24 protein-coding genes are annotated in these 25780 nt (G+C 49.6%); 15 read left to right on the top strand and 9 right to left on the bottom strand.

Annotation, left to right across the window (positions count from 1 at the left end):
* The 3 genes from HMPREF2608_RS11635 to HMPREF2608_RS04255 all read left to right on the top strand — a co-directional run.
* Positions 1 to 429: FtsW/RodA/SpoVE family cell cycle protein (locus HMPREF2608_RS11635; protein ID WP_283122287.1), on the top strand; the 429-nt coding region annotated here is incomplete at its 5' end.
* A gap of 1 nt (position 430) precedes the next feature.
* Positions 431 to 1090 (top strand): MarC family protein, encoded by a 660-nt coding sequence (locus HMPREF2608_RS04260; RefSeq protein WP_070826089.1) that lies wholly within the window; start codon positions 431 to 433, stop codon positions 1088 to 1090.
* 79 nt (positions 1091 to 1169) lie between these two features.
* Positions 1170 to 2513: an aldehyde dehydrogenase family protein gene (locus tag HMPREF2608_RS04255; RefSeq protein WP_070826088.1), complete on the top strand. Its 1344-nt coding sequence runs from the start codon at positions 1170 to 1172 to the stop codon at positions 2511 to 2513.
* A 301-nt stretch (positions 2514 to 2814) separates the two neighbouring features.
* Here HMPREF2608_RS04255 and HMPREF2608_RS04250 read toward each other — a convergent pair whose 3' ends face one another.
* The 3 genes from HMPREF2608_RS04250 to mltG form a co-directional block, all read right to left on the bottom strand.
* Positions 2815 to 4095: a malic enzyme-like NAD(P)-binding protein gene (locus HMPREF2608_RS04250; RefSeq protein WP_084824565.1), complete on the bottom strand. Its 1281-nt coding sequence runs from the start codon at positions 4093 to 4095 to the stop codon at positions 2815 to 2817.
* Between the two features lie 263 nt (positions 4096 to 4358).
* Positions 4359 to 4985: a dTMP kinase gene (gene tmk / locus HMPREF2608_RS04245; RefSeq protein ID WP_070826087.1), complete on the bottom strand. Its 627-nt coding sequence runs from the start codon at positions 4983 to 4985 to the stop codon at positions 4359 to 4361.
* 67 nt (positions 4986 to 5052) lie between these two features.
* The gene (mltG, locus tag HMPREF2608_RS04240; protein ID WP_070826086.1) at positions 5053 to 6048 is read right to left on the bottom strand and encodes an endolytic transglycosylase MltG; all 996 of its coding nucleotides are present in this window, start codon (positions 6046 to 6048) and stop codon (positions 5053 to 5055) included.
* 115 nt (positions 6049 to 6163) lie between these two features.
* Between mltG and ampD the strand changes: the two genes are divergently transcribed.
* The 4 genes from ampD to galU all read left to right on the top strand — a co-directional run bounded on the left by ampD (position 6164) and on the right by galU (position 11759).
* Positions 6164 to 6730 carry a 1,6-anhydro-N-acetylmuramyl-L-alanine amidase AmpD gene (ampD, locus tag HMPREF2608_RS04235; protein ID WP_070826085.1) on the top strand — a complete coding sequence of 189 codons (567 nt, stop codon included), beginning with the start codon at positions 6164 to 6166 and terminating at the stop codon, positions 6728 to 6730.
* A gap of 177 nt (positions 6731 to 6907) precedes the next feature.
* Complete coding sequence (locus HMPREF2608_RS04230; RefSeq protein ID WP_070826084.1) at positions 6908 to 8176, top strand: cell division protein ZipA C-terminal FtsZ-binding domain-containing protein; 1269 nt, start codon at positions 6908 to 6910, stop codon at positions 8174 to 8176.
* 139 nt (positions 8177 to 8315) lie between these two features.
* Positions 8316 to 10784: an NAD-dependent DNA ligase LigA gene (gene ligA, locus HMPREF2608_RS04225; RefSeq protein WP_070826083.1), complete on the top strand. Its 2469-nt coding sequence runs from the start codon at positions 8316 to 8318 to the stop codon at positions 10782 to 10784.
* 111 nt (positions 10785 to 10895) lie between these two features.
* A complete protein-coding gene (gene galU, locus HMPREF2608_RS04220) occupies positions 10896 to 11759 on the top strand; it encodes a UTP--glucose-1-phosphate uridylyltransferase GalU (protein WP_070826082.1) in 864 nt (287 codons plus the stop codon).
* Positions 11760 to 11812: 53 nt separating this feature from the next.
* On the opposite strand, the gene HMPREF2608_RS04215 is transcribed toward galU, so the two are convergent.
* Entirely contained in the window at positions 11813 to 13309 is a 1497-nt protein-coding gene (locus HMPREF2608_RS04215) for a TrkH family potassium uptake protein (protein WP_070826081.1), read from the bottom strand.
* A 173-nt stretch (positions 13310 to 13482) separates the two neighbouring features.
* On the opposite strand from HMPREF2608_RS04215, the gene HMPREF2608_RS04210 reads away from it, so the two are divergent.
* The 3 genes from HMPREF2608_RS04210 to HMPREF2608_RS04200 all read left to right on the top strand — a co-directional run bounded on the left by HMPREF2608_RS04210 (position 13483) and on the right by HMPREF2608_RS04200 (position 14518).
* The gene (locus HMPREF2608_RS04210; protein ID WP_003747294.1) at positions 13483 to 13758 is read left to right on the top strand and encodes a type B 50S ribosomal protein L31; all 276 of its coding nucleotides are present in this window, start codon (positions 13483 to 13485) and stop codon (positions 13756 to 13758) included.
* The gene (ykgO, locus tag HMPREF2608_RS04205) at positions 13758 to 13883 is read left to right on the top strand and encodes a type B 50S ribosomal protein L36 (RefSeq protein ID WP_003685279.1); all 126 of its coding nucleotides are present in this window, start codon (positions 13758 to 13760) and stop codon (positions 13881 to 13883) included. Before HMPREF2608_RS04210 ends, ykgO begins: the two co-directional genes overlap by 1 nt.
* 242 nt (positions 13884 to 14125) lie before the next feature.
* Positions 14126 to 14518 carry an MliC family protein gene (locus tag HMPREF2608_RS04200; RefSeq protein ID WP_070826080.1) on the top strand — a complete coding sequence of 131 codons (393 nt, stop codon included), beginning with the start codon at positions 14126 to 14128 and terminating at the stop codon, positions 14516 to 14518.
* Positions 14519 to 14736: 218 nt separating this feature from the next.
* Here the strand turns inward: HMPREF2608_RS04200 and HMPREF2608_RS04195 are convergent, their stop codons facing one another.
* From HMPREF2608_RS04195 to HMPREF2608_RS04180, 4 genes are all read right to left on the bottom strand, one after another.
* Positions 14737 to 15111 carry a DUF5071 domain-containing protein gene (locus HMPREF2608_RS04195; protein ID WP_004520105.1) on the bottom strand — a complete coding sequence of 125 codons (375 nt, stop codon included), beginning with the start codon at positions 15109 to 15111 and terminating at the stop codon, positions 14737 to 14739.
* 302 nt (positions 15112 to 15413) lie between these two features.
* Positions 15414 to 18206 carry an isoleucine--tRNA ligase gene (ileS, locus tag HMPREF2608_RS04190; protein ID WP_070826281.1) on the bottom strand — a complete coding sequence of 931 codons (2793 nt, stop codon included), beginning with the start codon at positions 18204 to 18206 and terminating at the stop codon, positions 15414 to 15416.
* 138 nt (positions 18207 to 18344) lie between these two features.
* Complete coding sequence (gene ribF, locus HMPREF2608_RS04185) at positions 18345 to 19271, bottom strand: bifunctional riboflavin kinase/FAD synthetase (RefSeq protein WP_070826079.1); 927 nt, start codon at positions 19269 to 19271, stop codon at positions 18345 to 18347.
* A 123-nt stretch (positions 19272 to 19394) separates the two neighbouring features.
* Entirely contained in the window at positions 19395 to 19784 is a 390-nt protein-coding gene (locus tag HMPREF2608_RS04180; RefSeq protein ID WP_070826078.1) for a hypothetical protein, read from the bottom strand.
* A 160-nt stretch (positions 19785 to 19944) separates the two neighbouring features.
* On the opposite strand from HMPREF2608_RS04180, the gene HMPREF2608_RS04175 reads away from it, so the two are divergent.
* The 3 genes from HMPREF2608_RS04175 to HMPREF2608_RS04165 all read left to right on the top strand — a co-directional run bounded on the left by HMPREF2608_RS04175 (position 19945) and on the right by HMPREF2608_RS04165 (position 23231).
* Positions 19945 to 20820: a YoaK family protein gene (locus HMPREF2608_RS04175; RefSeq protein ID WP_070826077.1), complete on the top strand. Its 876-nt coding sequence runs from the start codon at positions 19945 to 19947 to the stop codon at positions 20818 to 20820.
* Positions 20821 to 21037: 217 nt separating this feature from the next.
* Entirely contained in the window at positions 21038 to 21718 is a 681-nt protein-coding gene (locus tag HMPREF2608_RS04170; RefSeq protein ID WP_004520099.1) for a YiaD family glycine zipper/OmpA-like lipoprotein, read from the top strand.
* Between the two features lie 340 nt (positions 21719 to 22058).
* A complete protein-coding gene (locus HMPREF2608_RS04165; protein WP_004520097.1) occupies positions 22059 to 23231 on the top strand; it encodes an NAD(P)H-dependent flavin oxidoreductase in 1173 nt (390 codons plus the stop codon).
* Between the two features lie 115 nt (positions 23232 to 23346).
* Here the strand turns inward: HMPREF2608_RS04165 and HMPREF2608_RS04160 are convergent, their stop codons facing one another.
* The gene (locus tag HMPREF2608_RS04160) at positions 23347 to 23727 is read right to left on the bottom strand and encodes a carboxymuconolactone decarboxylase family protein (RefSeq protein WP_004520096.1); all 381 of its coding nucleotides are present in this window, start codon (positions 23725 to 23727) and stop codon (positions 23347 to 23349) included.
* Positions 23728 to 23806: 79 nt separating this feature from the next.
* On the opposite strand from HMPREF2608_RS04160, the gene HMPREF2608_RS04155 reads away from it, so the two are divergent.
* Both HMPREF2608_RS04155 and dapC read left to right on the top strand, forming a co-directional pair.
* Positions 23807 to 24166 carry a MerR family transcriptional regulator gene (locus HMPREF2608_RS04155; protein WP_070826076.1) on the top strand — a complete coding sequence of 120 codons (360 nt, stop codon included), beginning with the start codon at positions 23807 to 23809 and terminating at the stop codon, positions 24164 to 24166.
* Between the two features lie 387 nt (positions 24167 to 24553).
* On the top strand, positions 24554 to 25744 hold the full coding sequence (dapC, locus tag HMPREF2608_RS04150) for a succinyldiaminopimelate transaminase (protein ID WP_070826075.1): 1191 nt from the start codon (positions 24554 to 24556) through the stop codon (positions 25742 to 25744).
* Positions 25745 to 25780: the final 36 nt, after the last annotated feature.

The following is a 25780-nucleotide window of genomic DNA, read 5'->3' as shown; positions in this document are numbered from 1 at the left end:
GTATGGGGGAAAGGCTGGCTAAACGGTACGCAAACCCATTTGGACTATATTCCCGAATCAACGACTGACTTTATTTTCGCGGTATTCGGCGAAGAGTTCGGCCTGATTGGCAATATCCTTTTACTGCTGGTTTACCTTATCATTCTGGCACGCGGATTGTGGATTGCCGCGCAAGCGCAATCCCTTTACAGCCGTACTCTGGCAGGCGCGTTGACCATGACCTTTTTCTGCTATGCCTTTGTAAACATGGGCATGGTCAGCGGTATTTTGCCCGTTGTCGGCGTCCCCCTTCCCCTGGTCAGCTACGGCGGTACAGCTACACTTTCCATCATGGTGGTACTAGCCCTGTTGATGGGTATTGCCAATGAACACAAAAACCTCCGCCGTCGTAATATAGACAACGACGACCTGACTTCAAGCAAGGAATAATATGGAATTAGGTGTAGAAATCGGCAAACTTCTCGTTGCACTTCTTGTACTGATCAACCCCTTCAGCGCACTCTCGATTTATCTTGACCTGACGCAAGACCACAGCACCAAAGAAAAACGCAGAATTGCGCGTACTGCCGCACTAGCCGTTTTCATCGTGATTGTCGTCTTTGCGCTGGGCGGCGGTATCTTGTTGAAAGTACTCGGTATCAGCGTGGGCTCTTTCCAAGTCGGCGGCGGTATTCTGGTTTTGCTGATTGCCATCTCCTTAATGAACGGCAACGACAATCCGGCCAAACCCAAAATTGACCCCCATTCAGAAGAACATCAAAGTGCGCAACAAGTCCGCCGCAATGAAAAAGCCATTGCCGTCGTACCCATTGCCATTCCGATTACCATCGGCCCCGGAGGTATCTCCACTGTCATCATTTACTCCTCTGCCGCCAAAAATTACAGCGATATTGCCCTAATTATCATCTCCGGCTTTTTGGTCAGCCTGATTTGCTATTTCATTCTGGTCGTGGCCGGACGCATCAGCAAACGCTTGGGCACTACCGGCCTGACTATCCTCAACCGCATCATGGGCATGATGCTTGCCGCCATTTCCGTAGAGATTATTGTTGCCGGCTTAAAATCCATTTTCCCCCAACTGGTCGCTTGAAGTACAATCATCACAATAAAAGGCCGTCTGAAACATTTTCAGACGGCCTCATAAAAACATAAAAATAAAGGAGCCAACCATGTTTCACAGCACCCATGTCTTCACCGGAGAAACCATTTACCGCCGACCGGCGCAAAGCTATACCGAGTTCACCGACGAATTAAACCGCCTCCAAGCCATTCAGCAAACCTTCGCACAATCAAGCATTATCGAGCGCACCGCCCTCTTACAGCAATTTGCCGATAGCCTCACCCAAAACCAAGAACGCCTCGCCGAAATGGTTTGCGAAGAAGTCGGCCGTTGCCTGCACGAATGTCGTGCCGAAATCAGCAAATCCATCGAGCTTATCCGCTACTACGTCCGCCTCGCGCCCGAACTGCTAGCCCATAAAACCATCGCCACCCAAGCCAGTCTCAGCCAAGTCCGTTTCGAGCCTTTGGGTGTTGTTTTGGCGGTCATGCCGTGGAATTATCCTGTTTGGCAGATTTTACGATTTGCCATCCCTGCCCTTTGTGCAGGCAATGCTTGTGCAGTCAAACCTGCGCCCAGTGTCGCCCGCGTCAGCGAAACCCTCTTCGGTCTTGTTCCAAAAGGTTTGCCGCTTATCGGCGCATGGTTAAGCCATGAAGACACGCTTAAAGCCATTGAAGATACCGATGCCATGGCATTTACCGGTTCGACCCATACCGGCCGCTTGCTGGCCGCACATGCAGGCAGACATCTGAAAAAAACCGTCCTTGAACTGGGCGGCAGCAATCCGTTTATCATCCTGCCCGACGCCGATCTGCAACGCGCAGCCATCGATGCCTGCTATTCTCGTTTCCGTGATGCCGGGCAATCCTGCAACGCCGCCAAACGCATCGTTGTTACCCAAGATATTGCCGAACAGTTTATCCCGCTTTTCCTTGCCGAGTGCGCCAAGCTGCAAACCGGCAACCCCAAAGACCCGAACACCACCCTTGCCCCACTTCACCGCCAAGACCTGCGCCAAAACGTGCACGAGCAGGTTCAAGATGCAGTTGCACACGGCGCGCAATGCTTGAGCGGTGGCTATATCCCTGAAGGAGAAAGCTGGTTTTACCCTGCCACGGTATTGGATCAAATCAACCCAAACTGCCGCGTTTGGCACGAAGAAGTCTTCGGCCCGGTCGCCATGATCTTACGCGCCGACAATCCGGATCATGCCGTTGCACTTGCCAACGACACACCTTTCGGCCTCGGCGCCTGTATCTACACAGCCGACACGGCAAATGCATGGAAATACGCCGAAAAAATCCAAGCAGGCTCTGTCTTTATCAACCGCCACACCAGCAGTGACCTGCGCCTTCCCTTTGGCGGCGTCAAAGCTTCCGGCTATGGACGCGAACTATCAGAATTCGGACTGTACGAGTTCGTCAACGTCAAAACCTATTGGCAAAAATAAACCGTTTCATTAACTCAGGCCGTCTGAAAACCCAATTTCAGACGGCCTGATGTTTTTTTAAAGACTGGCATAAATGTTGTATTTAAAACCCATACCAATTCTGCAAAATCAAAGCGGCTCAAAAATAAGAAACCTATTTTAGAAAGCAATTCATATTTCCACGCCCATTTTGAATCGGCAGCTTACCATGTTTATCATTCCAACCGTTTCATTAAACTCTCTATAAAATACCCAATAAACAAAAATGCCGTCTGAAATACAACTTTCAGACGGCATTTTCAATCAAATACTACTTACCGGATTACAATTTCAAACCGGCCAGTTTAGCAGCGTACGCATCCAAGTCGGCGATTGGACGGGTAGCCACGCCACTTTCCATTGCTGCTTTAGCAGTAGCCGTAGCAACGCGAGGCAACAGGCGGGAGTCGAATGGAGTAGGAATCAGGTATTCCGCACCGAATTCAAATTTCTTACCATAAGCAGCAATCACTTCTTCAGGAACTTCTTCCATTGCCAAGTCAGCCAAAGCATACACGCAGGCGCGTTTCATTTCTTCGTTGATGGTGGTCGCACCGACATCCAATGCGCCACGGAAGATGAATGGGAAGCACAATACGTTGTTCACTTGGTTCGGGAAGTCTGAGCGGCCGGTACCGATCACCACATCCGGACGGGTTTCTTTTGCCAAAGGAGGCAGAATTTCCGGATTTGGGTTTGCCATAGCGAACACGATTGGTTTTTCGTTCATGGTATTTAGCATTTCAGGAGTCAGCAGGTTTGCACCGGACAGACCCAAGAAGATGTCTTTACCTTTAACGGCATCGGCCAATACGCGTTGACCGTTGTCTTCGATGGCGTAGAATTGTTTGGATTCGTCCATCGAGTCTTTGTCGTCGCGGGTTTTGTAAATCACGCCTTTGGAGTCGCAGACGGTCACGTTTTCACGTTTCAGACCCAAGTCCAGCAATTGGTTCAAGCAGGCAATCGCTGCGGCACCTGCGCCGGAGCACACCAAAGTCGCTTCTTCAATTTTGCGGCCGGTATAACGCAAAGCATTCAATACAGCGGCAGCGGTAATGATGGCGGTACCGTGTTGGTCGTCGTGGAATACAGGGATTTTGCAACGTTTGCGCAATTCGCGTTCGATGTAGAAGCACTCAGGCGCTTTGATGTCTTCGAGGTTGATACCACCGAAAGTCGGTTCTAAAGAAGCGATGATGTCTACCAGTTTTTGCGGGTCTTTTTCATCGATTTCGATATCGAATACGTCAACACCGGCGAATTTTTTGAACAATACGCCTTTGCCTTCCATTACAGGTTTACCGGCCAATGCACCGATGTTGCCCAAACCCAACACTGCGGTACCGTTGGAAATCACGGCAACCAAATTGCCTTTGGCAGTGTATTTGTAGGCAGTTTGCGGATCGGCATGGATTTCCATACAAGGAGCGGCTACGCCCGGAGAGTACGCCAACGCCAAGTCTTTAGAAGTGGCCAAAGATTTGGTTGGGGTAACGGAGATTTTGCCCGGCACGGGGAATTCGTGGAACTGCAGGGCGGCTTCTTTTAATGAATTTTCCATTTATCGATCCTGTTTGCGAGAGAGATTTTACAGCGAACAAGTCTGAAACAGGCTGCTTCAGACGTTTAAAATTTCTAAAGTCGGGTTGTTAACAGACCGGCTTTGTAAGAGGCCGTAATTTTATCATGTTCTTTTGGTGGCGCATACCGATATTTATTACATTTGTTTTGATATTTCGTTTTATTTGGTTTTATGTCTAAAAACTTCTGTAATAATATTTCTTCGCCACATTACCCTTCTTTCAGACGGCATTTTATTTAAACTTAAACATTCAATCCAAAATGACTGTCTAGCGCGGTTTCAATCTGATTTTTTACCGCGTCCAGACTTTGACTGCTGTCGATGACGGCATAGCGTTCCGGCTGTTCGTTAGCACGTTGCAGATATACTTCGCGCACCCGATTGAAAAACTCGGCTTCTTCTTGTTCAAAGCGGTCTTTCTCACGCGTTTGGTTGATGCGTGCCATTGACACTTCCAAAGGCACCTCCAACAGCAAGGTTAAATCTGGGCGGAAATCGCCCTGCACCCAATGCTCAAGCGTGGCAATATCTTGCAAGGGAACGCCTCGTCCGCCACCTTGATAGGCAAACGTTGCATCGGTAAAGCGGTCGGAAACGACATGCGTGCCGTTTTTCAGGGCGGGCAGAATGACTGTTTCCAAGTGTTGCTGTCTGGCTGCAAACATCAGCAGGGTTTCAGTGCGCAGGCTGACTTGGGTGGCAGGATTGAGCAGGATTTCACGCAATGCTTCTCCGGCCGGAGTACCTCCCGGTTCGCGCGTAAACAATACGGGCAGTTGGTGTTTCTCAAACCATGCTTTCATTACAGCGAGGTTGGTGGACTTGCCTGCGCCGTCTATGCCGTCAAGGGTAATAAATCTGGGTTTCATATGGATATCGTCAATTTAAAGGCCGTCTGAAACTGGGATTATAAATGTTTCAGACGGCCTATTCGGTTTATTTCTTCAAAATATATTTGCGTACGGCAGCGTTATGTTCAGAAAGATTGTGGCTGAACTCGCTCAGGCCCGTACCATCCATTTTTGAGACGAAATACAGATATTTTTCATTAGACGGATGACCCGCTGCCTCAAGCGCGGCCTTGCCGGGAAGCGCAATCGGCGTCGGCGTCAAACCGCTGCGCGTGTAGGTATTGTAAGGCGTATCGCGTTGCAGGTCGGCTTTGCGGATTCTGCCTTTATACGCATCGCCCATGCCATAGATGACGGTCGGGTCGGTTTGCAGGCGCATACCGATATTTAGGCGGTTGACGAATACGGCGGCTACATGGGCGCGGTCGTCTTCGTGCGCGGTTTCTTTTTCAATCAGACTCGCCATAATCAGCATTTCGTACGGATTTTTATAAGGCAGGCCGCTTTGACGGTCGTCCCATGCTTCTTGCAGGTTTTCCCGCATTTTACGGTAGGCGATTTTGTAAATTTGAAGATCGCTGCCGCCGGCATCAATTTCGTAACTATCCGGGAAAAACTGTCCTTCAGGATTGCTGCTCAAGGCGTCGGGTGCTACTTCGGCCATCAGTTTTTCATCGTTCCAACCGCGCGTATCGTGGGCAATGTCGGCAGTATTGTCGATAATACGGCGCATTTGGGCAAAACGCGCGCCTTCCAAAATTTGCACGCTGACCGAATCAGGGCGGCCTTTTTTAATGCGTTTTAAAATGTCCCAAGCCGATACTTTGGCAGACAGGCGGTAAGAACCGGCATTAAGTTGGTTGTGTACGCCCATCACATATGCGGCGGCTACCAGCACATAACGGTTATAAACGATGCCGTCTTGAGCCAGTTTGCGGCTGACGGAAGAAATACCTTGGTTTTTGGTAATGGTAATACGATATGGTTTGCCGTTGTCTTTCGGAACAAACAACAATGCGGCAACCACGGCGGCAAATGCCGTCAAAAATACGGCCAGCCATTTCAACAATTTTTTCAGCATGGTAGGATTCTTGGTTTGTGAACGTGTCGGGCGACAGTATAACCGAAAACAAGTCCACCACGCCCTCCACCTTCCCCAACGTATGTTTTCCTATCCCGAAAGGCCGTCTGAAACTATGAATTCCCCTTCAAAAAACACTTGGCAAAACGGCCGTTGGCTGAATGCACGCCAAACTCATTCGCCCAATTTCAGCCCGCGCGAACCGGATGAAGACATCTCATTGGTTGTCCTCCACAATATTTCCCTCTCTCCTTTTGAGTACAACACAGGGGCAGTGGAAAAATTGTTTACCAACCAAATCAACCCTGACGAGCATCCTTTTTTCAGCATCATCCACACCTTGCGCGTCTCCAGCCATTTTTTCATCAGCCGTAAGGGCGAAACCGTCCAATTCGTTTCCTGCGACGACATGGCCTATCATGCCGGCGTATCGTCGTTTCAAGGCAGAGAAAAATGCAATGCCTTCTCCATCGGTATCGAGTTGGAAGGCTGCGATTTCGAGCCTTTTACCGAAGCACAATACACCAGCCTGCAAGCCTTGCTGACCGCTATTTCCGAACATTACCCGATTCAGGCCGTTACCGGTCATCAGGACATCGCGCCGGACAGGAAAACCGATCCCGGGCATTTCTTCGATTGGCCTCGCCTTCAAAAAGCAGGTTTTCCCATCCGGCGCGGATAACTTTCAGACGGCCTGAACAATGATTGGCAGACATAATGCTGTCACAACCGTTTATTTTCGTTATAATTCAGCTATTCATTCGGACGCATAAAGTCCGGCTCCAACGAACTTCCTACGCAGCAAGATTCCGCACCCTGAAAAAGACGGAATGCTGCCTTTTTAAAAAGTGATTACTCCATGATTTTCATCGTCTTAGCCCTCGCCGCTCTTTTGGCGGTCATCGGTTACAACATGTACCAGGAAAACCAATACCGCAAACAAGTGCGCGAACAATTCGGCCATTCCGATAAGGATGCACTTTTGACCAGCAAAACCAAGCACGTCCGCGACAGCAAAGAAACCGGCGGCCAAGGTTTGTTTATCAAGAAAAACAAAAAAAACGAAGAGGCATTGCGCAACCTGCAAGAGCAAGATGAAATCTACGCGGCAAAAGCCAAACTGGCTCATCCTGCCCAACTTAAAACCGATGTCGAGCTGACCGTGGAAGACGACTTCTCCGCAGAAGAAAAAGTTCAACACACCGTTATCGGTTTGAACAACGAAATTACCGTCAGCCCTGCCGAAGCCGCTTCTGCTCCGGTTGAAACCGCTGCCGAACCTGTGGCACAAGTACCATTGATCAGCTTGGACGAATTGTCTCAAGTCGAGCTGCCTTGGTTTGACCCGCGCTTCGACTACATGGCCTACATCTCCCTGAAACAAGCCCAAGAATTGCACGCCTTGCCGCGCCTTTCCAGCACACACCGCTTCCAAATCATCGGTTGCACCATGGACGACCATTTCCGCGTTGCCGAGCCGATTCCGGGCGTTTACTACCAAGGCTTCGTCATGGGTCTGCAAGCTGTCAGCCGCAACGGTTTGGCCGCGTGTGAAGAGCTGCAACACTTCGACCAACAGGTTGATGCTTTTGCCCAACTGATGGACGGCAAAGTTTTGCATACCGACTTGGACGCGTTCACCGAAGTCGCACAAGCCCTCGACCAATTCTGTGCGCGTGTTGACCAAACCATCGCCATTCACTTGGTTTCCCATTCCAACATCAGCGGCGTAGAGTTGCGTGCCGCTGTGGAAGATACAGGCTTCAAACTCGGTGAAGACGGCGCGTTCCACTTCGGCGACAACAACAATCCTCAATTGTTCTCCATCCATACTTTGGACAACAAACCGTTTACCAATCCTCTGTTGGACAACCAAGCCTACCGCGGTTTCAGCATGCTGTTGGATATTCCGCATGTTCCTGCCGGTGAAAAAACTTTCGACAAATTTATGGACTTGGCAGTCAAACTCTCCGGCCAACTCAGCTTGGATTTGGTTAACGACCAAATGGAAGAAGTTTCCACCCAATGGCTCAAAGACGTACGCAACTACGTTTTGGCCCGTCAGGAAGAAATGCTTAAAGTCGGCCTCAAACCCGGCAGCAAACAAGCCCTGCGCCTATTCTCTTAAAATTCCCCAATCAAAAAGCGGATATGCAATGACGGCATATCCGCTTTTTTCAGGTAAAATCCCTTCATCTTCAATATTCATCGATTTTCAGACGGCCTCTCTATCATCAGGCCGTCTGAAAACTCTATTTCGATTGCTCATGAATCCGACCGCACAACGTATCAAATACCTGACCGACCTCCTCAACCGCTACGCCTACGAATACTACACCCTAGACGCACCCAGCGTACCCGATGCCGAATACGACAAATTGTTCCGCGAGCTTGAAGCATTGGAGTTGAATCACCCTGAGTTGAAACTGCCCGACAGCCCAACTCAGCGCGTCGGCGGCGAGCCTTTGGCAGGCTTTGATGAAGTGCGTCATGAAGTACCTATGTTGTCACTGACCAACGCCTTCTCGCCACAAGATGAGAACGGCGTGTTTGACCATGCCGAAATGTACGCTTTTGATGAGCGCGTTCGTGGCGGATTAAATGGCGAAAAACCGGAATACGTTATCGAGCCTAAATTTGACGGTCTGGCCATCAGCCTGCTATACCGCGACGGCGTATTGACTCAAGCGGCAACCCGTGGCGACGGCACCACAGGCGAAGACGTTACCCAAAACGTCAAAACCGTATCCAACATCCCCCTGCGCCTGCATGGAGAAAATATCCCCGAGCTTATCGAAATACGCGGCGAAGTACTGATGCTCAAAGCCGATTTTGCCGCCTTAAACGCACGACAGGCTGAAAACGGACAAAAACCTTTCGCCAATCCGCGCAATGCCGCCGCCGGCAGTCTGCGTCAACTCGATTCGCGCATTACGGCACAGCGCAAACTGCATTTCTTCCCCTATTCCATCGCCCGACAACAAGGCGGTTTTATCGCAGAAGAACACCTGCAAGAGCTGAGCTACTGTAAAGAACTCGGCTTCAGCCTACCTGACGGTAATTTCAGCTGTTTCCAAAATATCGGCGAAGTATTGGCATTTTACGAGAAAATGCAGCAAAAACGCCCTACTTTGCCTTATGAAATCGACGGTATGGTGGTCAAAGTTAACAGTCTGGCACAACAAGAAAAACTGGGTTTCATCTCACGCGCACCGCGCTGGGCCATCGCCCACAAATTCCCCGCCGAAGAAGCATTGACCATTGTCGAAGCCATTGATGTACAAATCGGGCGCACTGGCGCAGTAACCCCCGTCGCCCGCCTGCAACCTGTATTCGTCGGCGGCGTTACCGTCACCAATGCCACCCTGCACAATCAGGACGAAGTATCTCGAAAAGACGTGCGCGTTGGCGACACAGTTGTCGTACGCCGCGCCGGAGACGTGATTCCAGAGGTAGTGCGCGTAATTTTTGAACGCCGTCCAATGCAGGAGACCAATATTTCCGTTTCAGACGGCCTGCAAGACGATTTGTTTGCCGAAACACCTTCTGAAACCCGATCCGAACCGCTTCACAAACCCTACCGCCTGCCCACCCATTGCCCTATCTGCCGCAGCGAAATCGAACGTGAAGAAGGCGAAGCGGTTGCCCGATGCAGCGGTGGTATGCTTTGCCAAGCACAACGTGCGCAAGGTTTAATCCACTTCGCCTCACGCAAAGCCATGGATATCGACGGACTTGGTCAAAAACAAATCGAGCAACTGGTAGCGCAAGATTTGGTTCATCATTTCGCCGACCTCTACCGCCTCGATATTCCAACCCTGCAAAAAATGAAGGAAACAGCGGACAAAGCGTCAGCTAATGAGGAAGAACCATCAAATGGTAAGATTGAAAACTTTGAAGGCGAGACCGGCAATACTCTGCTTAGCAAAAACAATAAAAAACAGCCGACTAAATGGGCGGAAAACATCCTCGCAGGCATAAAAGCCAGCAAAACGCCCGGACTTGCGCGCTTCCTTTTTGCCCTCGGCATCCGTCACGTTGGCGAACGCACAGCCAAAACGCTGGCACAGGCATTCGGCACACTCGAACATGTCCGCCATGCACCCGAACCCATCCTTGCCTGCCTGCCCGATATCGGCACGGTGGTTGCCCGCTCCATCGCCCACTTTTTTGCCCAAGAAGCACAACAGGCGATGATAGACGAGCTGCTGGCTGTAGGTGTTGCCCCGCAAAGCCAGGCTGTCACTATCCCACCTCTACGCCATGCCGAGCCGCAACGCTGGATTGCCCGCTTACCCAATTTTAAAATCAGCGAAACCAAAGCACTGGCCTTGTGGGAGCTTGCCGGACAAAGCATAGAAGGTTTGCAAACCGACAAAGCGTTGCCTGCCGATTGGCAGACATGGCACAGTAAACCGCAAAACGCAGCCCTGCTTGAAAATATGAAAACTTTCTTTGCTCAAACACTGTCTAAGCTTCAAGATGAAACGATTTCAGACGGCATTAATGAAGCCGTGTCAGGTAAAACCTTTGTATTAACAGGGACTTTACCCACACTCAAACGCGACCAAGCCCAAGCCATAATTGAGGCTGCTGGCGGTAAAGTTTCCGGCAGCGTATCCAAAAAAACCGACTACGTTGTCGCCGGAGAAGCTGCAGGTAGTAAATTGGAAAAAGCTCAAACTTTGGGCGTAGCCATCTTGAGCGAAGAGGAATTGCTGTCGTTGCTGGGATAAGGCAGTATATACAGTCTTTTTCGAGCCGCCTGATACTTTATCATGTGGTATTATCGTTACACACAATTACACTTTCGGGGGCTAATCCCTCAGACAAAATAGGATACCAATATGAAACCCATTAAAAAATGCGTCTTCCCCGTTGCCGGTATGGGCACCCGTTTCTTGCCTGCGACCAAAGCCAGCCCCAAAGAAATGCTGCCTATTGTGGACAAACCTCTGATTCAATATGCAGTTGAAGAAGCGGTTGAAGCCGGCTGTACCGAAATGGTGTTCATCACTGGCCGTAACAAACGCAGCATCGAAGATCACTTCGACAAAGCATACGAGTTGGAAACCGAATTGGAATTGCGTCAAAAAGACAAGCTGTTGGCACACGTTCGCGATATCCTTCCTCCGAATATTACCTGCTTGTACATACGTCAAACTGAAGCATTGGGTTTGGGTCATGCCGTGTTATGCGCTCAAGCTGCTGTTGGCGATGAACCTTTTGCCGTTATTTTGGCAGACGATTTGATTGATGCGCCTAAAGGCGCGCTAAAACAAATGGTTGACGTGTATAACCAAAGCAGCAACAGCGTTTTAGGCGTTGAAACCATCGATCCTTCCCAAACCGGTTCTTACGGTATTGTCGAAGTCGAGCAGCTGAAAAACTATCAACGTATTATCAACATCGTTGAAAAACCCAAACCGGAAGAAGCGCCTTCCAACCTTGCTGTTGTCGGCCGCTACATCCTGACTCCGCGTATTTTTGACTTGTTGACCAACCTGCCCCGTGGCGCCGGTAACGAAATCCAACTGACAGACGGTATTGCGCGCCTGCTCGACCATGAGTTTGTGTTGGCTCATGCGTTTGATGGCAAACGCTACGACTGCGGCAGCAAATTGGGTTACCTTGAGGCAACCGTGGCTTATGGTTTGAAACACCCTGAAACTGGCGAACAATTCAAAGAATTGATCAAACAATACGCTTAAGCCCAGCCATTATAAAAAGGCCGTCTGAAATTTCAGACGGCCTTTTTCTACACTTATTTCTTCCAATACGCCGGAGTAAACAAAATTAAAACAGTGAAAATCTCCAAACGTCCCAACAACATCACAGCCGTACATAGCCATTTCTGCACATCGCTCAGCGCAGCATAATTATGCGACGGACCGACTGCACCCAAGCCCGGCCCTGCATTGGTAATACAGGCAATGACTGCCGTGAAGGCGGATAAAAAGTCCAAGCCTGCGGCCATCAGTAAAAAGCTGAATACGATGACCGTCATAAAGTAAATAAAAATGAACGACATAACGGTCAGCGCCATACGATCCGGAATGGAGCGATTATTGACCTTTACCGTACGAACCGCACGCGGGTGCAGCAAAATCAACATCTCGCGCAAGCTGAATTTAAACAATACCAACGCACGCACGTTTTTAATACCGCCACCCATAGAGCCTGAGCTTGCCAAGACGTTCGACAGGAAAAACATCCATAACGACACAATCAGCGGCCATTGTGCAAAGTCGGTATTGGAGAAACCGCTGGCCAATCCTATAGACACAAAGTTGAAGCTGACAAAACGCAAAGCTTCGCCAAGGCTTTGGTACACGTCCTGCTGCCACAGATACAATGCCGAAATCAAAATACTGCCCGACAAAACCAGCAGCATGGTGCGGCATTCTTCATCCTTCCAATACACCCGCCAAGAGCGGTTGCCCAGCGCAGTAAAATGGCTGGCAAAATTGATACCGCCCCAGACAGTAAAAAACATCAACGTCCATTCGACTGCTACGGAATTAAAATAGGCAACGCTGTCATCATGTGTCGAAAAACCGCCCAAGGCCACTGCCGACATCGCATGGCACAAGGCATCAAACCAGCCCATACCGGCAATATGTAAGGATACAAAGGCCGCAGCAGTTGTCAGCGCATAAGCAAACCACAACCGTTTGGCCACTTGCGAAATGCGGGGAGCCATCTTGCTTTCCTTATCCATACCCGGAATTTCCGCTTTGAAAAGCTGCGTCCCCCCCACGCCTAACATCGGCAAAATCGCCACAGCCAGCACGATAATACCCATACCGCCAAGCCAGTTGAGCATGTGCCGCCAAAAATTCACCGACGGTGCCAGCGTATCCAAGCCGGAAATCACTGTTGCCCCTGTTGTCGTCAGCCCCGACATCGCTTCAAAAAATGCATCGGTAAAACTCATGGACGGCATATAGAAATAAATCGGCATCGCCGCCACGACAGCAAAAGCCAGCCACAGCATCAGTACCAGAGTGAATCCGTCGCGCGGCCGCAATTCACGGTTGAAACGCAGCGTCAGCACCCAAGTTACGCACGACACCAGCAATACGGTCAAAGCCGTATAGGCAAACACGAGAAACGCGCTGTCGTGATAAAAATACGACATCAGTGTCGGCACGGCCAACAGTAATGAAAACAACAGCCCCAGCTTGGACAATACATGGACAATCGGCATCACCTTGCTTACCGCACCGCCCAATCTGAAACCCTTATGCAGATACATCATATTCCTATCATCAGAAAACAAAATGTTTCAGACGGCCTCATGAAAAAAAGGCCGTCTGAAACCGCATATTTTATCAAAATGCCGCAATCCCGTGATAAAGAAAAACAAAAAACACTTGCCTGCTCTTTTTCTAGGAGTATAATGTTATACCATAACATTTACTGGAGAAAGAAATGAAACCCGATATCCACCCGGACAACTATCGTACCGTCCTGTTTTACGACAGCGGCGCAGACCAAGGATGGCTCATCCGTTCATGTGCCAATACCCACGGAAAAACCATGGTTTGGAAAGACGGCATAGAGTATCCCCTCTTTTCGCTTGATACTTCTTCCGCGTCCCACCCCGTGTACACAGGCAAACAACGCAATGTCAATATCGAAGGTCGCGCCAGCAAGTTCAACCAACGTTACCAATCTATGATGTCTTCCTTCAGAAAGGATAAATGATGCAAGTCCTCTCATCCCTGAAAACTGCAAAAAAACGACATCGCGACTGCCAAATTGTCCGCCGAAAAGGCAAAGTGTACGTTATTTGCAAGAGCAACCCCCGCTTTAAAGCACGCCAACGTTAAGCGGCCTAACCCATATTTCAATGTAACTCTCTGAATTTTCCGCACTTTCGTTTACCTCTAGCGCAAGTGCGGCTTTTTTTTCAAACGGCATTAATCATTTATATCAAAACTACAAAGAATCCTGCCATACTCTCGGAAACAGGAAGAAAAAGTAAATAATGGTTATCCCTATTGTGAAGCCATAAAGATATTTATAACATGCCGCTACATTCTTCCTTCAACACTGACCATAGGAGTCAAAAATGAAAGTAAAAGCCCTGCTTGCAATTGCCGCCGCCATGAGCCTCGCTGCCTGTGCCGCACCCGAAGCCCATCAACATGACCATGGTCACCGTCACGAGCACAATCATGACCACGGCCGTGCACACGATCATGATGCCCGTGTTCAATCATTCAGCTGCGAAAACGGTCTGTCTGTACAAGTCCGCAACCTGAGCACCAACCAAGTTGAACTGCGTCTGGATGACAAAGTTGCCACCCTGTCTTCTGCCGTTGCAGGTTCAGGCGAACGCTATGTTGCCAACCAAGGCTTGTTCGGTAAAGGCGCCGAATGGCATCAAAAAGGCAGCGAAGCATTCTTCGGCTTCACTGACCCATACGGCAACAAAGTAGAAACTTCTTGCTCTGCCCGCTAATTTTTACTTAGCAATAGAATAGCTGAAGGCCGTCTGAAAACTTGTTTCAGATGGCCTTTCATATTGGATAAAACGAAATTTCCGTTTAAGGATAAAATGCAAATATGAGGCTATTTGAAGGTTCAAAATACGTCCATACTCCACGGATAAGTAAGACCCTTTGAAAGGTATCTTCTCCGACAATGCATTATTTCAAAATCATTAAATATATATCTACCTTAATTTAAAACTTTTTCCAAGATTTCTTTAAGGTTTTCATCATCTTCATCCAAAATTAATTTTTCTGAAATATTATGAAGACAATGTTCCAAATCAATGGCTAAGGCTACTTGGTTTTGATAGGATAATTTTGGATAGAGTTCAAGTAAAACCCAATAAATACATATACTATCATTTGAGTAAAAAATATTTGAAACGAATGGAAGTAATGTGTCTTGTCGTTCTACAAAGATTTCGACAATTTCACTAAAAACAGGAAAGTTCGCATCTCCCAACCATCCTGAGAGCCACTCCCCCATCTCAATTAATTCCTCATCGTTGCAGTCCTTAATTTTTTTGCAAGCCTTGATGTCAAACTTATCTTTAGGACGCATGGGATACCTCATTGTTATTAAAGACTTACGAATACAGAATTATAACGATTGATCTCATTTCTAGACAAATGATTATTCGTCATTCCTATATCCTCAACAAATTTTCTCTGGAGTAAGAGTTATTTTTTGCAATTAAACTCCTACCCCACAATAACTTGAAACCCTATCCTGTATTTTACCTAAATCACAAATCCCAATTACCCTTCAAAATCTATTCGCTATCCGAAACAGATTCAATAAACAAAGGCCGTCTGAAAACCTATTTCCAAAGTTTTCAGACGGCCTTTATTTAGACCAAACAATTAAGCGTAATGTCTTTTTTCGCCTTTACCGTCAACGTTGTCGGCACAACGTTTACAGATGGTTTCATGGCCTGCAACTGCGCCCACATCGTGGGTGTAGTGCCAGCAGCGTTCGCATTTTTCACCATCGCTGGCTTTAGCGGTTACAGCAAGTTCATCACCTACTTTCACTTCAGCTTTAGACACCAGCAAAGCAAAACGCAATTCTTCGCCCAAAGTGTTCAGATAGTCGGCAATTTCTTCCGGAGCCGTAATTTCGGTTTCGGCTTGCAATGAAGAACCGACAGTTTTATCCGTACGCAAAGGCTCGATGGCGGCAGTTACCGCTTCGCGTGCTTCGCGGATCGCCGTCCATTTTTTCACCAATTCGGCTTCGGCTTTTTCATTGATAGATGGAAACTCATGCCATGTATGGAAGAGGACGCTGTCTTCTTCGCCGCCACCGATGATGTCCCATGCTTCCTCGCCGGTAAAGCACAAAATCGGCGCAATCAGCAGAACTAAACTGCGTGTGATGTAATACAGGGCAGTTTGCGCGCTGCGGCGAGCATGGCTGTCTGCTTTGGTGGTGTAGAGGCGGTCTTTCAGGATATCGAGGTAGAACGCGCCCAAATCTTCCGAGCAGAAAGAAACAATGTCTTTTACAGCGAAGTGGAAGGCATAGCGCGGATAGTAATCGCCTGCCAGACGCTCTTGCAGCTGACGTGCCAATACCACGGCGTAGCGGTCGATTTCCACCATGTCTGCCTGCTGCACGGCATCTTCAATAGGATTGAAGTCGCTGAGGTTGGCAAACAGGAAGCTCAAGGTATTGCGGATACGGCGGTAGCTTTCAGTTACGCGCTTAAGGATTTCTTTGGAAATCGCCAATTCGCCGCTGTAATCGGTGGATGCCGCCCACAGACGCAGGATGTCGGCGCCGAATTCGTTGTAAACTTCTTGTGGTGCAACGACATTGCCGATGGATTTCGACATTTTGCGGCCGTTTTGGTCAACCACAAAACCGTGGGTCAACAGCTGTTTGTATGGTGCACGACCCATTGATGAGGCGCAACCGGTCAGCATGGACGATTGGAACCAGCCACGGTGTTGGTCGCTGCCTTCGAGGTACAAGTCAGCCGGCCATTCCAATTCTTCGCGTTGTTTCAAGACGGAATAATGGGTCGAGCCGGAGTCGAACCATACGTCCATGGTATCGGAAAGTTTGTCGTAATTTTCACAATCTTCAGCGCTCAAGAGTTCGTTCTTATCAAGAGAGAACCACGCTTCGATGCCTTTTTCTTCGATGCGTTGTGCTACTTTCTCCAAAAGCTCGGCGGAGTTCGGATGCAACTCGCCTGTTTCTTTGTGGACGAAGAAGGTCATCGGTGTGCCCCAATAGCGTTGGCGTGAAACCACCCAGTCAGGACGGCCTTCAATCATGGCTTCCAAACGCGCACGACCCCATGACGGGAAGAATTCGGTGTCATCAACGGCTTTGATGGCCTTGTCGCGCAGGGTTTTACCATCTGCACCTGCTTTGTCCATACCAACAAACCATTGGCCGGTCGCACGGTAAATCAACGGCGTTTTGTGGCGCCAGCAGTGTGCGTAGCTGTGTTCGATTTTACTGCTTGCCAAGAGGTTGCCGGTTTCTTCCAGCCATTGCAGGATAACGGGATTGGCTTCCCAAACGCTCATGCCGGCAACACGCGGCGTTTCGCTGATGTATTTGCCTTCGGCGTTAACAGGGTTGTAAAGCTCGATGCCGTATTTATTGCAGACGGCGTAGTCTTCCAGACCATGCGCAGGCGCAGTATGCACCAAACCGGTACCGGCATCGGTGGTCACATGGTCGCCGTTGAGCATGGGAATATCGCGTTCGAGGAACGGATGATTCATGTGCAGGTTTTCCAGCTTGTCACCTGTGGTTTCTGCCAATACATTCAGGTCGTCTGAAGCAAAACCGTAGCGTTTGAGCGCATCTTCTGCCAAATCTTTGGCCAATACCAATTTGCCTTTAGGCGTATCAATCAGTTGATACACCACGTCTGCGCCAGCTGAAACAGCTTGGCTCGCAGGCAAAGTCCAAGGCGTGGTTGTCCAAATAACGGCAAACGCTTTGCCTTCGATGCCTGCCAAGCCGAATGCGGCGGCAAGCGCGGCAGTGTCTTTAAACGGATAGCCAACGTCAATCGCAGGCGATACTTTGTCTTTGTATTCCACTTCGGCTTCAGCCAAGGAAGAGCCGCAGTCCAAGCAGAATTGAACCGGTTTCGCGCCGCGGTAGAGATAGCCGGATTTGTAGATTTCACCGAGCATACGCACGGTATCGGCTTCGGTTTTGAAATCCATGGTCAGGTAAGGATTGTCCCAGTCGCCCAACACACCCAAGCGGATAAAATCTTTTTTCTGACGGGCAATCTGTTCGGCAGCGTATTCGCGGCACAATTCGCGGAAACGGGCTTTAGGCATGTCTTTACCGTGCAGTTTTTCTACCATCACTTCGATAGGCAAACCGTGGCAGTCCCAACCCGGTACATAAGGCGCATCAAAACCGGCTTGGGTTTTGCTGCGGATAATGATGTCTTTGAGAATTTTATTGACGGCATGACCGATGTGGATGTCGCCGTTGGCATACGGAGGACCGTCGTGCAGAATAAATTTCGGACGGCCTTTGGCGATTTCGCGCAGTTTTTGGTAGCGTTTTTGCTCGTACCAGCTTTTCAGCCATGCAGGCTCGCGCTTGGCAAGATTGCCGCGCATTGGAAACGGGCTCTCGAGCAGGTTTACGGTTTTACTGTAATCGGTCATTTTTTGATCTCTATTGTTGCGGTATTTCGGTTTCAGACGGCCTGATTGCTCATTTTGAAAAGAACAGGCCGTCTGAAAAAATTCAAAGGACTTATTGTAGCCCAATTGTCTTGATTTTATAAGCTTCTAGAAGCGTTTCTATGCTTCCCAAACCCTCGCATCTTCCATATCTTGCAAAATTTGGGTTTTCAATGCCTCGATACTCTCAAATTTTTTCTCGTCACGCAGTTTGTGCAGGAAGCGGACGAAGATGCGTTGGCCGTACAAATCGCCGTTGAAATCGAACAGATGGACTTCCAGTTTTTGCGAGCGGTTGTTGCTGACAGTAGGGTTAAAACCAAAACTGGCCACGCCTCGGCGCGAGCCGAATGTGCCGTCTGCTTCAACGACAAATACGCCGCTTAGCGCATAATGATACGGGGGAAGCTGGACATTGGCGGTAGGCGCGTTGATGGTGCGGCCAAGTTTTTGCCCGTGTTTGACCTTGCCGCTTAACACATAATCATGACCCAACAGTCTTTTGGCGTATTCCAACTTGCCGTCTGAAAGGGCTTGGCGGACGGCGGTACTGCTGGTGCGGATGTCTTCAACGATAACAGACGGCGTGCGCTCGGTTTGCATATCGGGCTGCTGTGCCAAAAGTTCAAAACAGCCTTCACGGCCTGCACCGAAACGGAAATCGTCGCCGATCAACAAATAACGCGTGTTAAGCGTTTGGCGCAAAAGCTGGTCAATAAACGCTTGCGCGCTCATCTCGGAGAAAGTTTGGTTAAAGCGCAAAACCCAAACGGCATCCACGCAGCCGGTTTCACGCAAAAGGCGCAATTTGGTACGCAGCGGACTGATGCGGTAAGGCAACTTTTTCCCGGCTTTGCGCGCAAAAAATTCTTTGGGCTGAGGCTCAAAAACAACAACGACAACAGGCAGACCGCGCTGGTCTGCCTCTCGTTTGAGTTTTTGTAGAATGTGTTTGTGCCCGAGGTGTACGCCATCGAAGTTGCCGATGGTTACGGCGGCTCCTTGCGGAAATTTGGGCGCGTGTCGCTGTCCAAGCCAGATGTTCATGGGTGGTGGGTATTGTGTTTGAATAGGCGGCTATTGTAAACGTTATTGCCGTTTCAATAAACCTTAGACCGTCTGAAACCAATAAATATATGCTTTCAGACGGCCCTAAAATTTGTTAATACCTTACCACCACCAAGGATAACGGCCAAACGGATAGCCCCAATCGTCGTAATAGCGATAGTAGCGGGCTTCGCGCAGCTGTTCTTGGGAAATATAGTTTTGCCATGCCATTTTGTAGCAGGCTTGGAACATCGGATCGGAAACTTTGTCGATATACTTGAGGCGGAAGGCTTTTTGTTCGGCAGTTACGGCACCGGGTTTGCCTTCTTCATCAAATTTGCGACGGATCAGCGCGGCAGTTTCCTGATCGCATTGGGCGGCAAGATGTACTTGAAGATCCTGTTCATAGCGTTTCTGGGCTTGTGCTCGTGCGGCTTTTTGCTCAGGCGTAGTGGCGCAGGCGGCAAGTAATGCGGCAGCACCAAACAATAAGGTCAGACGGATAGGATTCATTGGATGTTTCTTTATGTTTATATCTCTCTATTAATGTACGCCCTCATTGTGTAATGGGCAAGTGTGGCAACTTGGGAACACTTTAGATTATTTGTTCTTATCGGCAGACAGTTGCATATAAAATACACCCTGTATGAATGTTTAACTCCAAACCCACTCAATGAACGCTGACAAACCGCCCCACTCCTACCGATTGCGCCACCATAGGCAACACACGCCGCCATTTTGGCAGGCGGATCGCCCGTATCTGCACGAACACAATATTTCCGATGCCCGTTTCAGACGGCTGGGCTACATCATGGCCTTTCTTGCCGGCGCGATTAATGCCGGCGGTTACTTCGCATTCTCACGTTATACCTCCCACGTTACCGGCTCAATGTCGCTGTTGGCAGATGTTTTGTATCTTCAAGAGTGGAGTGTGGCCATTATTGCCACAATCAGCGTGTTGTGTTTTGTTGCCGGTGCCGCGCATTCGGGCTGGGTGATTTTATGGACGCAGCAGATGCGTTTCCGTGGCAGCTTTGGGTTTTCCATGTGGCTGGAAGCAGTTTATCTGTTGATATTCGGTTGGTTCGGTATTGCCGCGATGGAATGGGATTTTGGCGGCTCTGATTTTATTATGCCGTCTTTGGCATTGTTTTTATTGTGTTTTATTATGGGCATGCACAATACGGTTATCACACTTCTTTCCGGCGGCGCCATCCGCTCCACCCACATGACCGGTACAGCGACCGACTTGGGCATTGAAATTTCACGCGCGCTTTATTACTCCAAACAGCATCATCCGCGCCTGCCGCACGTCCGCGTCAACAAACCGAAAATGTGGCTTTTAAGCGGCTTGATGCTGTCGTTTTTGCTGGGCGGCGTGGTTGGCGCATGGGGTTATCATCTGGTCGGCCATCATTTCGCCCTGCCCGTTTCCGCCGTTTTGCTCATACTGGGTGCAGGTTCAGTGGGATACGATGTCAAGGTCAGATTGAAATGGGCATTCGTCAACTGGTATCGCCGCAAGCATAAAAAACGGAAGAAACTGTAAAAAACTTTGCTTGTTATTTCGCGGCAAAATGACCAAACTGTCGGAGAAATACAGAAATGCTTCAGGATTATGTTAACTGGCAAATATTTTCGTAATATCGGGTTAAACCCATTCTTTTGCGTTTCGGATATTGGGTATCATAAATCCGTAATGACCCACGCGGTTTTTATTCATTTTTTCAGACGGCCTGGGCCGTCATCTAAAAAGAGGATACGACATGAAATTCTTGAAACCCCTGACCGTTATTGCCACTGCGATTCCTTTGGCGCTCACCGGCTGTGTAACTGATCCTGTTACCGGCCAACAATCCGCCAGCAAAACCGCTATGTATGGTTTGGGCGGTGCAGCTGTTTGCGGCATCGTTGGTGCGCTGACCCATGGTGGTAAAGGCGCACGTAACTCCGCATTGGCTTGTGGTGCAGTAGGTGCGGGTATCGGCGGTTACATGGACTACCAAGAGAAAAAACTGCGTCAAAGCCTGGCCAACACCAACATCGAAGTTGAACGTCAAGGCAACCAAATCAAACTGGTTATGCCTGAAAACGTAACCTTCGCTACCGGCAGCGCTGCCCTGAGCGGCCATGCTCAAAGCGCCTTGTCTGCTGCCGCGCAAACTTTGGTTCAATATCCTGACACGACTTTGACCATCAACGGCCACACCGACAACACCGGTAACGACGCCATCAACGAGCCATTGTCTCGCAACCGCGCCGAATCTGTTGCCACCTTCCTGCAATCCCGTGGCGTAAGCAGCACCCGTTTGAGCACTTTCGGTTACGGCTCCCGTCAACCAATCGCCTCCAACGCTACTGTTGAAGGCCGCGCACAAAACCGCCGCGTTGAAATCTTGATCAACCCTGACCAACGCGCCATTGATGCCGCTAAAAAACAAATGTAATCCGACATCTGTCCGATTCCCATACTTAAGGCCGTCTGAAATTTCAGACGGCCTTTTTCTCTGTAGATTTTGTTTGCAATTTCTCCTCCTCAATTCAATCCATCATAAAATTTATTCCTTTATTAACAAGACTTTTCAATTTTTCCTTCAAAAAAACTGTATTAATACTCTAATTTTTACATTAACTTAGAGTATAATTCCTAAAATTTTAAAAACACGCCTCATGCCGTCTGAAAAACGGCGGCGAAAAACACACTTATTTATATACACATCAGCCCGTTATCCAATCCATTTCATAGGATTTCAGACGGCACCATCCAGAATCTATGAAGGAGCATCCATGCAAAACAACTTTGACCCATTGATTATCCGTGGCAAATCACTGATTCCCGTCGTACAAGGCGGTATGGGTGTAGGCGTTTCCGCATCAAAACTCTCCAGCGCGGTTGCGCGCGAAAACGGCGTAGGTACCATCGCCAGCGTCGATTTGCGCCACTTGCACGAAGATTTGCTGGCCGAATCAAAAATCGATTCCAGCGAAGAAAAATACACCCGCCTCAACTGCATCGCGCTTGACCGTGAAATCAAAAAAGCCAAAGCCGATTCAGAAGGCAAAGGCATGATTGCCGTCAACGTCATGAAAGCCGTCAAAGACCATGCCGCCTACGTCCGTCAGGCCTGCGAATCTGGTGCAGACGCGATTGTGATGGGCGCAGGTTTGCCTTTGGATTTGCCGGAAATGGCCGAGGGCTACCACAAAGATGTCGCCCTTTTCCCTATTTTGTCCGAATCACGCGGCATCAACATCGTTTTAAAACGTTGGATGAAAAAAGGCATTTTGCCCGATGCCATCGTTATCGAACACCCAGCCCACGCAGCCGGCCACTTGGGCGCGGCAACCGTTGACGGCGTGAACGATGCCAAATTCGAGTTCAAACGCGTTATTGAAGAAACGTTTGAAGTATTCAAAAACTTGGGCTTGGAAAGCGAAAAAATCCCGTTGGTACTCGCCGGCGGCATGGCAAACTTTGAAAAAGTCAAAACAGCCTTGAAAAACTGGGGCGCGTCCGCCGTTCAAATCGGTACCGCGTTTGCCGTGACCGAAGAAGGCGATGCCCACATCAACTTCAAGAAAACGCTGGCCGGTGCGGAAACCGAAAAAGTGGTTGAATTCATGTCTGTTGCCGGTTTGCCTGCACGCGGCGTGCGCACAAAATTCCTCGACAACTACATCAAACGCGAGGCCAAATTGCAAGCCAATGCCAAAAACGATCCGCGCCGTTGCACACAAGGCCTGAACTGCCTGACCAGCTGCGGCTTGCGCGACGGTTTGGCCAAAGCCGGTCAATTCTGTATCGACATCCAACTTTCTGCGGCATTCCGCGGCGAAGTCGATAAAGGCCTGTTTTTCCGCGGTAAAGACCCATTGCCGTTTGGCAACGCCATCCGTACGGTTCAAGAAACCATTCATTATCTTTTGAACGGTTCCCTGCCCGTCGTCCCTGCCAAATAAACGCATCAATTTGTTTTGTGGATGTGCAGGCTGCTTTTCGTTTCGCAGAAACTCCGTTTTAACTTCGTTGAAGCTGCGCTTTCAGGTAGCCTTTTTAGGTTTCAGGCAGCCTGCATCACTCCGCCGCCGCAAACACCTCCTTCGCTACAAACACCGCATTCAGCACCTTCGGAAAACCCAAATACGGGATACATTGGATAAACGCCTCCACAATTTCATCGCGCGTCAGCCCCACGTTCAGCGAAGCGTGGATATGCACGCGCAACTGGTTTTCACAGCCGCCCTGCGCCGCCAGAGCCGCCAGCGTTACCAGCTCGCGCTGCCGCACATCAAGCTGCGGGCGCTGGTAAATCTCGCCAAACGCGAAACCAATGATGTATTTGCCCAAATCGGGCGAAATATCCGCCAACGCCTGCCTCACCTTGTCGCCCTGCTCGCCGTCGATTTCGTTCAGCTTCGCTAAGCCGCGTGCCATTAAATCCTGATGATTCAACATTTTTCGTCTCCATACTCAAATTTGCAAAATTGCACGGACAGGTTAAACTATCAAGCGCACTTTATAGCAAGGAGATTTGATGCAGACCAAGGAATTTGCCACGCAAACGGGTTTGTCCGCCGCCACGCTGCGCTACTACGAGCAGGAAGGGCTGCTGCGCCCCGAACGAAACGCCAACGGCTACCGCGAATACGGTGCGCGCGATTTGGAATGGGTAGGTTTCATCCTTCGGCTGAAAGACATGGGCGTGCCGCTGGCGCAAATCAAGGAATACGCGCGGCTGCGGCATTTGGGCGATGAAACCGCCCCCGAACGTTACCGGATTTTGCAGGAACATCAGGCGGCTTTGAAACGCAAACGGCAGGAATTGGACGCTCATTGGGCGTTTTTGGAGCGGAAGCTGGCGTGGTATCGTGAGAAGATGGGCGGGCGGGGATAAGCAGCCTGAAAGCGTGAAAAGCAGCCTGCACATTTGGGAAAGCCCAAGTGCAGGCTGCTTTTGTGTTCTAACTTCGTTAAAGCTCACGCTTTCAGACGGCCTTATCGGGGCGGGCGTCCCAAAACATGATTATTACAATTCACACGCCATGAATTGCTGAGCGCCCAGTGATAATCGATGATGATGCCTTCCGAATTGGTGAAAAAGGTGCGGTCGCTGTGCTGGCCGTAGCAGACGTTGCTGTAATAGTTGGTGATGACGGGACCGTTTTGACTACATTCAAAAGGCCGTCTGAAAACATTTAAACCCTGTTTTCAGACGGCCTTTTTGTCCCAATCCATCTAAAAAATGCTAAGATTATTGCCTTAATTTATCGGCAGAAACATCATGAACCCATTATTAAACCATCTCAAACCCTATCCTTTCGCCCGCCTGCGTGAAGCCATGCAAGGCATTGATGCACCCGAAGGCGTAACGCCCATTCATCTGCAAATCGGCGAGCCGAAACATCCGACACCCAAAGTCATCACCGACGCGCTGACCGCCTCCCTGCACGAACTGGAAAAATATCCGCTGACCGCAGGCCTGCCCGAACTGCGCCAAGCCTGTGCCGAATGGGTTGCCCGCCGTTATGATGGTTTGAGCCTCAATCCCAACAATGAAATCCTGCCCGTATTGGGCAGCCGGGAAGCTTTGTTCTCTTTTATCCAAACCGTTTTAAATCCGGCTTCAGACGGCCCCAAACCGGTCGTTATCAGCCCCAATCCTTTCTATCAAATTTACGAAGGCGCGACTATTTTGGGCGGCGGTGAAATCCATTTTGCCAACTGTCCTGCGCCCAGCTTCAACCCCGATTGGAGCAGCCTGCCTGAAGACGTATGGCAGCGCACCAAAGTCCTGATTGTCTGCTCGCCAAATAATCCGAGCGGCAGCGTCCTGCAATTAGAAGACTGGAAAGAAATTTTTGATTTGCAAGACAAATACGGCTTCGTTATTGCCTCTGACGAATGCTATTCCGAAATCTATTTTGACGACAACAAACCAATCGGCGGCCTGCAGGCTGCAACGCAATTAGGACGCGGCACGCGCAACATTATTATGTTTACCAGCCTGTCCAAACGCTCCAACGTCCCCGGTTTGCGTTCCGGCTTTGTCGCAGGTGATGCCGAGTTGCTCAAAAACTTCCTACTCTACCGCACCTACCACGGCAGCGCGATGAGCATTCCCGTCCAACGCGCCAGCATTGCCGCTTGGAACGATGAAGAACACGTCATCGACAACCGCCGCCTCTACCAAGAAAAATTCGACCGCGTCATCCCTATTTTGCAACAGGCATTCGATGTCAAACTGCCTGACGCGTCGTTCTACATTTGGCTGAAAGTTCCTGATGGCGACGACTTGGCATTTACGCGCAACCTGTGGCAGAAAGCCGCTATCCAAGTGTTGCCCGGCCGCTTCCTCGCCCGCGATACCGAACAAGGCAATCCGGGCGAAGGCTACGTCCGCATCGCTTTGGTTGCCGATGTGGAAAGCTGTGTTAAAGCGGCTGAGACCATGGTTGCTTTATACCGCCGATAAAACAAAGGCCGTCTGAAATTTCAGACGGCCTGAGAC

The sequence above is a fragment of the Neisseria sp. HMSC064D07 genome (assembly GCF_001837185.1).
GTDB lineage: Bacteria > Pseudomonadota > Gammaproteobacteria > Burkholderiales > Neisseriaceae > Neisseria > Neisseria flavescens_C.
This window is presented reverse-complemented; position numbering and strand designations above follow the sequence as displayed.